The sequence below is a fragment of the Streptomyces sp. NPDC001153 genome, from assembly GCF_053598315.1.
In genome coordinates, this window is sequence record NZ_JBSFJZ010000077.1 from 18,650 (window position 1) to 27,823 (window position 9,174).

The 9,174-nt window shown below is 67.3% G+C and carries 3 protein-coding genes; all 3 read left to right on the plus strand.

Features of this window, described 5'->3' with window-relative positions; translation table 11 throughout:
- Positions 1 to 212: 212 nt before the first annotated feature.
- The 3 genes from ACWDEN_RS45345 to ACWDEN_RS45355 all read left to right on the plus strand — a co-directional run bounded on the left by ACWDEN_RS45345 (position 213) and on the right by ACWDEN_RS45355 (position 8,796).
- Positions 213 to 4,550, plus strand: a complete 4,338-nt coding sequence (locus ACWDEN_RS45345; protein WP_450863881.1) for a LamG-like jellyroll fold domain-containing protein — start codon at positions 213 to 215, stop codon at positions 4,548 to 4,550.
- 168 nt (positions 4,551 to 4,718) lie between these two features.
- On the plus strand, positions 4,719 to 5,450 hold the full coding sequence (locus ACWDEN_RS45350) for a hypothetical protein (protein WP_450863883.1): 732 nt from the start codon (positions 4,719 to 4,721) through the stop codon (positions 5,448 to 5,450).
- A gap of 520 nt (positions 5,451 to 5,970) precedes the next feature.
- A complete protein-coding gene (locus tag ACWDEN_RS45355) occupies positions 5,971 to 8,796 on the plus strand; it encodes a hypothetical protein (protein WP_450863884.1) in 2,826 nt (941 codons plus the stop codon).
- Positions 8,797 to 9,174 lie beyond the last annotated feature (378 nt).

The window sequence follows — 9,174 nt, forward strand, 5'->3', positions numbered from 1 at the left end:
GAAACGGTGGAACCTTATTGATCAGACATCAGTTCGGCAATACCCTGTGCCGGCGGTCCCACCAGGACCTGCGGCCGCTGCTGTCACTCAACTCGCCCATCAGTGCCCGGCGACGACACATGGGGCACGTCCCGTTCAACCGCGTACGCGTACGCCACTGATGCCTCGTCGGGTCGGGCACCTGTCCTGATCCACACCTCGAAGGGATTCCCATGGGGGGAAGAACGCACCTGCACCGCAGGCGATGGTCCACCGCGCCGCACCACCTGGCCGTCATGGCGGTCCTGGGGGCGCTGGTCTTCGGGGCAGCCCCGACCGCCGCCGCGGACAGCAGCGACCCTACCCCGGGCAATCCGACCCAAAGCGCTCTCCTGCAGGCCCAGTCCACCGGTAAGTCTGTCCCGGTCGACTCGCTGACCAGCGAGACGTCGACCACCACGGCCAACCCGGACGGATCGCTCACGACGACCGAGTACGTGCAGCCGGTGCGCGTGAGGAAGAACGACGCCTGGACTCCGGTGGACGCATCGCTGGTGAAGAACCCGGACGGTTCGTTCAGCACGGCGGCGACACCCAACGGCGTCACCCTCTCGGGCGGCGGCAGCGGTCCCCTCGTCAGCCTCACCGACCAGGCCGGCCGCAACCTCTCGCTCTCCGTGCCGTTCACCTTGCCGGCCCCCGCGGTCAGCGGGGACACCGCGCTGTACTCTTCGGTCCTGCCCGGCGTCGATCTCCAGGCCACCATCAGTGAACAGGGCGGCTTCAGCGACGTGCTCGTCGTGCACGACGCCGCGGCCGCCGCCAACCCCGAGCTGCGCCGGCTGACCCTGGCAGCCACCACCCAGGGACTCACCCTTGCCGGTACGGCTGACGGCGGAATGACCGCGAAGGCGGCGGACGGCACCACCGCCTACACCGCCAGCGCCCCGGTGATGTGGGATTCCACCACCACAACGGCCAGTCCTCAGACGGCGTCCATGCGCCTGGACGACACCACATCCACCGCCTCGCCCGCCGACGGGCCGGCGCCGGGTGCCGACGTCGCGCCGGTAGCCATGACGACCACCAGCAGCGGCCTCACCCTCACCCCCGACTCATCCATGCTCACCGCCACCAGCACCACCTGGCCGGTGTACATCGACCCGGGCGTCGCCACGAGCGAGACCACCAGCCACTACTTCGAGGCCCAGCAGGGCTGCGACTCCTCCTCCGCCAGCTCCCACGAGTACGACTACCCGCAACGCTACGGCGAAGGAGTCGGCTACCAGCGCTACTCCTCGTCCAACGGGGACTGCATCGGCGCCCAGCGCACCTTCTACGAGCTGGACACCCGCAATCTCAACAGCAGCATGGACATCATCAAGGCAGAGCTGCATCTGACGGAAACCTACGCCGAGGCCCACGGCTGCACACACACCGCACCCCTCACCCTCAAGTGGACCGGAGGCATCTCCTCCGGCATGTACTGGGACACCCAGCCGAAGGCACTCTCGACCATCGACACCAAGAACCCGACCAGCGCCTACAACGGCGCCTACGTCAGCGATCCCACACCGTGCGGCGACCAGGACGTGACATTCACGGTGACCGACAAGATCGCATCCGTCGCCGCAGCCAACGACGACACCTGGACGGTCGGCCTGTACGGCGACGAGGACTCCTCCACCAGCGACATCGACTTCATGCGGTACTCCACCAACCCCTACATCCAAACCACCTACGACATCCCGCCCGACACCCCGACCGATGAGTCCACCGCACCCGACGCACAGAACCCCTCCGGCGCCAACTGCGGCAGCAGCACACGCGGCTGGATCGGTCTGACGGCGCTGAACGGGAACACCAGCGACATCACGCTCAACGCCAAGCTGAAATCCAACGTCAGCGGCGAGAACGTCAAGGCCGACTACACCGTCTGGGACGACCAGACCGCCAACAGCAGCGGAAACCCGGCCACCGTCGCGACACCGAGCAGCGGCTACGTCGCCTCCCTCACGACGGTGAACATCAACATCGGCACCACGGTCCAGGACGGCCACCAGTACGGATGGCAGGTCCGCGCCTACGACGGAGTCAAATACTCCTCCTGGAACAGTCCGTGCGGCTTCAAGGTCGACCTGACCCCGCCGTCCCAGCCCTCGGTGACCGCACCGAGTGCAATGTTCCCGCCCTCCGGAAGCGGCCAGGCACCCACCGGGTACGCCGGCCAGACCAGCAGCATCACCGTCACCAGCAGCGACCCCACCCCGACCGGCTGCAGCCGCGGCACCTGCCTGTCCAGCGACGTCTGGCGCTTTTGCTACGCACTCGACGTACAGCCGACCGTCAACTGCCCCGACTACGTCACCGCGACCACCAACTCCAGTGGCACACCCAGCGCATCCATCCCGCTCAACCCGACGACATGGGGCACCCACACCCTCTACGTCGAAGCCCAGGACCACGCCGGCAACACCCAGGCACTGCCCACCACATACACCTTCTACGCCCCCTGGAACCCGGCCACCAAGGTCGCCGCAGGCGACCTCAACGCAGACGGCATCCCCGATCTGCTCGGCACCACCAAGAGCGGCGACCTCACGCTCCTGCCGGGCAACACCGACCCCGGCAACTCCCCCACCCTCGCCTCCACCGCATCCCAGAGCCCCGACGGCAAGAGCCGCTGGAACGACTACCTGATCACCCACCGCGGCAGCCTCAAACAGGACGGCCTGGACGACCTGTTCGCATACAACAAAAACAGCGACAAGCTGTACATCTACAAAAACGACGGCGCCATCTCTTCAGGCACCGCCGGCCACTTCACCAACACCGCGGACGTCTACGGCCCGCTCGACAGACCCCAGTGCCTGCCCACGGCAGACAACGCCCACAATTGCGACACGTACAACGCGGCCGACTGGTCCTCGGTGACCCAGATGATCGCCCCCGGCGACGTCTACGGAACCGGCTACCCCGACCTGATCACGATCGAGAACAAGCAACTCTGGCTCTACAAGGGCTCCGCGCAGGACAGCAGCTACCTCGGCCCCGCCACCGGCGGCACCACCAGCACGACACCCGTGCTGCTCGGCACCGGCGACTGGTCCCACTTCACCCTCATCGCACCCGGAACCGTCGGCACCACCCCCGCCCTCTGGGCCCGGGACAACAACACCGGAACCCTCTACACCTTCCCCCTAACCGCCGACAGCAACGGTCTTCCCCCGCTGCTGACCGCACCCAGCTCCTTTCCGCTGACCTCCGCCCTCACCGCCTCCGACGGTTCCAGCCTGTGCGCGGACGACTCCCACTCCGCCACCCAGAACGGCAACAAGATCCAGATCTGGGGCTGCAACAACACCCTCGCCCAGTCCTGGACCCCCGCCGCAGACGGCACGATCCGCGTGCTCGGCAAGTGCCTGGACGTCACCCACAGCGGCACCACCGACGGCACCCCGATCGACCTGTGGACCTGCAACGGCACCGGAGCCCAGCAGTGGACACCCGGCTCCAACCACTCCCTGGTCAACCCCGAATCAGGCAAGTGCCTGGACGACCCCAGCTCCTCCACCACCCCTGGGACACAGCTGCAGCTCCACACCTGCAACGCCACCAACGCCCAGAACTGGACCTCCAGCGCACCGGCCAACTGGAACAGCAACGGCCCCACCACCCTGCCCGTCACTCTCGCGACCAGTGACTACCCGACCATCGCCTCGCCCGGAAACCTCAACGGAACCACCGCCAGCTACCCCGACCTCTACACGACCACACCCGCCGGCGAACTCATCGAATACCCCGGCGCCGCCCCCGACACCAACCACGTGGCCACCTTCGGCTCACCCGTGACGGTCGGCTACTACAACACCGCGAGCGCCGCCTGGCCCCTGAACGACGCCACCGGCACCACCGCAACCGACTCCGTCGGCACCAACAACGCCACCCTCAACGGCGCCGCCACCTGGACCAACGACGCCAGCCGCGGAACCGTCCTCGCCCTGGACGGCACCACCGGCTACGCCGCAAGCACCTCCACCGCCCTTGCCACCGGCACCCACACCGACCCCGCCGACGGCACCACCACCGACAACAACAGCTTCAGCGTCTCCGCCTGGGTCAAGCTCAACAGCCTGACCAACAACTCCACCTTCGTCTCCCAGTCCGACACCGCAGGCAACGCCAACGCCTACCAGCTGTACTACTCCTCCGGCTCCCAGAAATGGGCCTTCAGCCGCCACAACGACGACACCACAGGCACCGACTTCACCGCCGTCTACGGCACCAAAGCCACCACCGGCACATGGACCCACCTCGTCGGCGTCTACGACGGCCCCACCAACACCCTCAACCTCTACGTCAACGGAACCCTCACCGCGACCAAAACCTTCGCCGGCACCCCCTGGCCCGCCACCGGCCCCGTCCAGATCGGCCGCCGCCTCTACCAAGGCACCTACGGCGAATACGCCAACGCCGACATCAGCAACGTCCAGCTCTACACCACCGCCCTCCCCCCATCCGAGGTCAGCGCACTCGACTACGACCAGACCCCCTACACACAACTCAGCTAAACACCCACACCGTTGCGGGCCCCGGCTCACCCAGAGCCGGGGCCCGCATGCCGACACCCGCTCGCCGACCAGCAGCGGTACCACCAGCCCTTGTGCCAGAAACGATGCCGCTACGGAGGTTGGAGCAAGTGTTCATGATCTGCGCCTGCCAGCTGACCTGGGGGAGCCATGATGCGTAGAAGAACCAAAGGGTTTCTCATCGGCGTGGCGTTGGTGCCGCTTGCACTCGACGTGAGTGCGTGCTCATCCTCGTCGGCCCCCGAGACCACCGAGGCCCGCGCGCGGGCTTCCGCCCAGTCCGCAGACCCAGACCACGACGTGTGGACCGGGGAAGACCTGTCAACCCTGCTTCTATCGGTCCGCGACCTACCCAAAGGCAAAAGGTACAAGGTACAGAAAGGGTACCCAATCAACAGTGGTACGCATTTCGGCGGTCCAGTCACCAAGCCTGTCAAAGCACACTGCGAATGGCTCCTGAGCACTACGTGGTCTGAGGCCTCCAACGTCGGGCTCGCCTCCTACGCCAGCTCCTACTTCGCCAACGCCGCGCAAGCCGAGTACATCGAGGATATCGACTCCTACCGCGGCACCGATGCCTGGACCGCCATGGACCGCCTCAAGAAGTACGCGCGAAGCTGCTCCACCTTCAAGGACACCGATGGAGCACCGATCACCGTCACAGCAACGACGAAAACACTGTCAGGCCTGGGCGACGACAGCCTCGAAATCGACATGACCTCTAATGTCAACCCTGTCGCGGGGACCACCACAATCGTCTCCCGGATCGGGCACGACATCATCTTCTCCACCTCCACTGATACCCGCTCTCAAGCGATACATACGGCCGAGGAGAACGCACGCAAACTCGCAACCGCCGTGAAGGCCAAAACCGGGAACTGACGGGCCAACCTCGGACTCCACGTGTGCACCTGATGCGACAACTCCCCCGGTCCGCATCGGGACCTGCTGCTGCACGACCGTTCCTTTTCCCTTCACCGCGATCCAGCCACTTCTTTGCGATCTTGTTGCAAGTGCTTTCTTTGTACACGCGGCCACCTCATGGGAACCTCTGCATCGCTTGCACAGAACATGATCAGACTGCCCCTGAGCGGTGTACGAGCCGCGTCCTCCAGCAGTGGCGCTCCGGCCGTAACTGTCAAGCAATCGGACAACACCGCCTTCGGCCCCAACGCGAAGGTGATGACGGCCGGTTACCTCAAGGGCGACGGCAAGGCCACCTCACCCTCTGCTACAACCACACGGTCTCGACTCCGGCCGTGTGCACCCTCGCCACCGGAAACGGCGCTCTCGCCCCACCCGTCCGCCGCTACACCAACCAGTAACGCCACACCACGCCAAGCAACGATCGGACCGGGCCGCTGGACGGGGCCCGGTCCGGCTCACTCCCAAGGAGGAATGGGTGGCCCAGCACACCCTGAGGAGCGGATGCATCGCAGTCGCCGCGGCATGCGCCCTCGCTTCGGGGGCCCTGCCCCTGACCGCGGCCTCGGCCTCGGCCTCGGCCGACACGACCAGCGAGACGGTCATACCGGCCGCGCTGCTGTACAACTCGCCCAGCGAGGTCATCCTCTTCGCGGGTACCAATGGGTTCCTGCACCGGCCCGACAACCAGTCCGGCTACGTCTGGACGAAGTACGCGGGCGGAGCGGATATCCCCATGCCCGAGGTCACGCCCACCGCCCAGAACGCCCAGACACCTGGGTACTGGGGCGCCGGTTCCGATGTCGTGGCCACCGCGTCGGCCGACGGGTACCAGCTGTACGACATGGATTCCGGAACGACGACCACCATCACCCCCGGTGCCGGACAGAGTTACCTCGGAACGTTCGGCTCGCGCGTGCTGACGGTCACCAAAGCCGCGGACGGGACCGTGACTGGCTTTCATGTGCTCGGCGCGGCGGACGGGCAGCAGACCGACACACCGGTCACCGGCTGGCCCTCGGGTGCCGCACCGCAGGCCCAGGTGCTCGCGGGAGACGCCGACTCGGTCGTGATCCGCTACACCGACAGCAGCAGCGGCACCACGGAGAGCCGAATGGCGCTGGTGGACCTGGCGACGGGTGCGGTGACGCCCGTCAACTCAGGACCGCTCGCTTCCACTCACGTCATACTGACGGGCAAGTACATCGCCTGGTATTCGATGACGGCAGTCCCTGCGAGCGGGACGGCCGGGCAGGTGTCCTACATGGCGCGCTCCGCCCCCGACGGCACGGTGAGCACCGTGCAGGTCCCGCTGGCTCCGCTGGGCAGCGGATACAGCACCGTCCTGCGCTATATGGGCCTCGCCGGCGACTCCTTGTTGATCACCTACGGGGTGTCGCACACCGGACCGTCCGTCGCGGACGACACACTCGGCTACCCGCTCTACACGATGCCGCTGTCCGGCTCCGCCACCGTGACCCCGGTCCTGGACCACGCCAACATGAACATCCTCCGCCAGGCGCCGAACGGGGTCGTTGCCCTCGGTGGCCCGGCTGCCACCGACTGGGCGGCCCGCCTGTTCACCGCCGGCCCGGACGGCACCCCGACCGGGACGGCCGTCGACTCCGACCCCGACATGCCGGCACCCATCGACGGCCTGGCCCTCGGCAACGGGACGCTGTTCACAGTCGAGCGCGGGACAGGCGGTGGGGACTACGTCTACGACCGGAGCGTCCAGCCGGGCTCCCCACCCTCCTACGGCCCTCAGCAGGGCTTCAGCGATTCCCTCGCCCCCACCGACTGCGACAGCGCGGCCACCTGCAACCCGCCCATCGCCAACGGCGATGTCGACGGGAGCATCTCCCAACTGCGCCCGGGCGACAGCGCCCAAGGCGACGCCGTCGCCGTGAAGACTCCCGACCTGAACCCGATCCTGGTCACGCCGGGCGCCACCGGCGGCACCCTCATCGACGCCGAGGGCCCCTACGTGGTCTACGACGGCGGCTCCACGAAGAAGCAGTACATCGGCGACGCCGACGCGGCCGGCACCAGCCACGTGCTGTTCACCCGCCCGATATCCGCTGCCGCGCTGTCCGGCTCCACCGAGTGGGTCCCCGGATCCACGGGGGGCACACTGACCCAGATCGACCTCACCACCCGGCGCACCGTGCAGACCGTGACGACCGACGCCCCCTGCGTGCCCAGCGAGCTGCAGGCCGCCGCCCAGCACTGGGTGTACTGGTCCTGCGGACCCTCCGGCCCGGCCGGCGTGCACGACCTGGCCACCGGCAAGGACATCCCCGTACCCGCCCATCTCGCCCAGCTCGGCGACGGATTCGTCATCGAGCACGACAGGGCAGCGGGCAAACTGACCCTCACCGACCTACACACCGACACCGCCACCACCACCGACCTGGCCGACCTGCCCGCCGGCCCGGTCACCGACGACCGGCGGGTGACCTGGGCCGTCGACAAATACCAGGGCACCATCGCCTACCTGGACAGCGGCGAGAACGTCCACCTCGTCGACCCGCACATCCCCGCCTCCACCCCCGCACCCGCCGCCGGCTCCTTCATCTACCCCGGCCAGCACCTGCTCTCGGGGCACAGCCTCAACAGCTCCACCATGACGCTGACCATGCAGACCGACGGCAACCTCGTCGCCCGCCTGAACACCGGCAAAGGCGCCGGCCAGGTCGTCTGGTCCACCGGGACAAGCGGCAACCCGGGTGCGTACGCGGTGATGCAGACAGACGGAGAGCTCGTCGTCTACAAGAGCAGCGGCGGCCCCGGCAAGGGCGGTGCCCTGTGGTCCGGCCCCGCGGACGGCGCGCCGGGCGCGTACGCCACCGTGCAGGACGACGGCAACATCGTCGTCTACGAGAAAGCCAGCACCACACCGCTGTGGGCGAGCGGCACCAGCGCCCGCCGGCAGACCATCGTCTCCAACACCACCCTCAAGCCCGGCTGGTGGACCCAAGGCACCTACACCCGCCTGGTCATGCAGACGGACGGCAACCTCGTGATGTACCGCCGACGCGACGGCGCCGCCATCTGGTCCACCCACACCTCCAGCCACCCCGGCGCGTACGCCGTGATGCAGGCCGACGGCGACCTCGTCGTCTACAAGAGCACCGGGGGCCCGGGCAAGGGCGGGGCGTTGTGGGCCACCGGCACCAGCGGCCACTCCGGCGCCTACGCGCTCATGCAGAACGACGGCAACCTCGTCGTCTACAAGAACACCGGAGGCCCCGGCAAGGGCGGCGCCCTGTGGGCCACCAACACCAACACAACCGCACGATGACCAAGCCCTGAGGACCAGGGCGTGACGATGCCCGGCCGGTAGGACCGGCCGGGCACCTGCCACCTTCAAGGACCGGGCGCTTCCGCAGAGTTGGACACGCCAGCGCGATCAGTAGCGGGTGAGGTCCCGGCACAAGACCCCTGTATGGCCTCCGGCGCCTGGTCCGGGTCACGCCAGGTCGTTGGTGGTGTGCCTTCGGCAAGGGAGTCCGAAGGTCATCGGGCCGGTCGGTTCCCGTACGCAGTAAATTGTTGATCAAGAAATGCTGAGGCTTTCCCAGGCGGTGTTACTGACGTTGTTGCTGTGATGTCGTCAATGTGAGTCCGGTTTCGGCGAGACATCCGTCGATGAGGTTGCTGCGGTACTGGATCTGGCGGA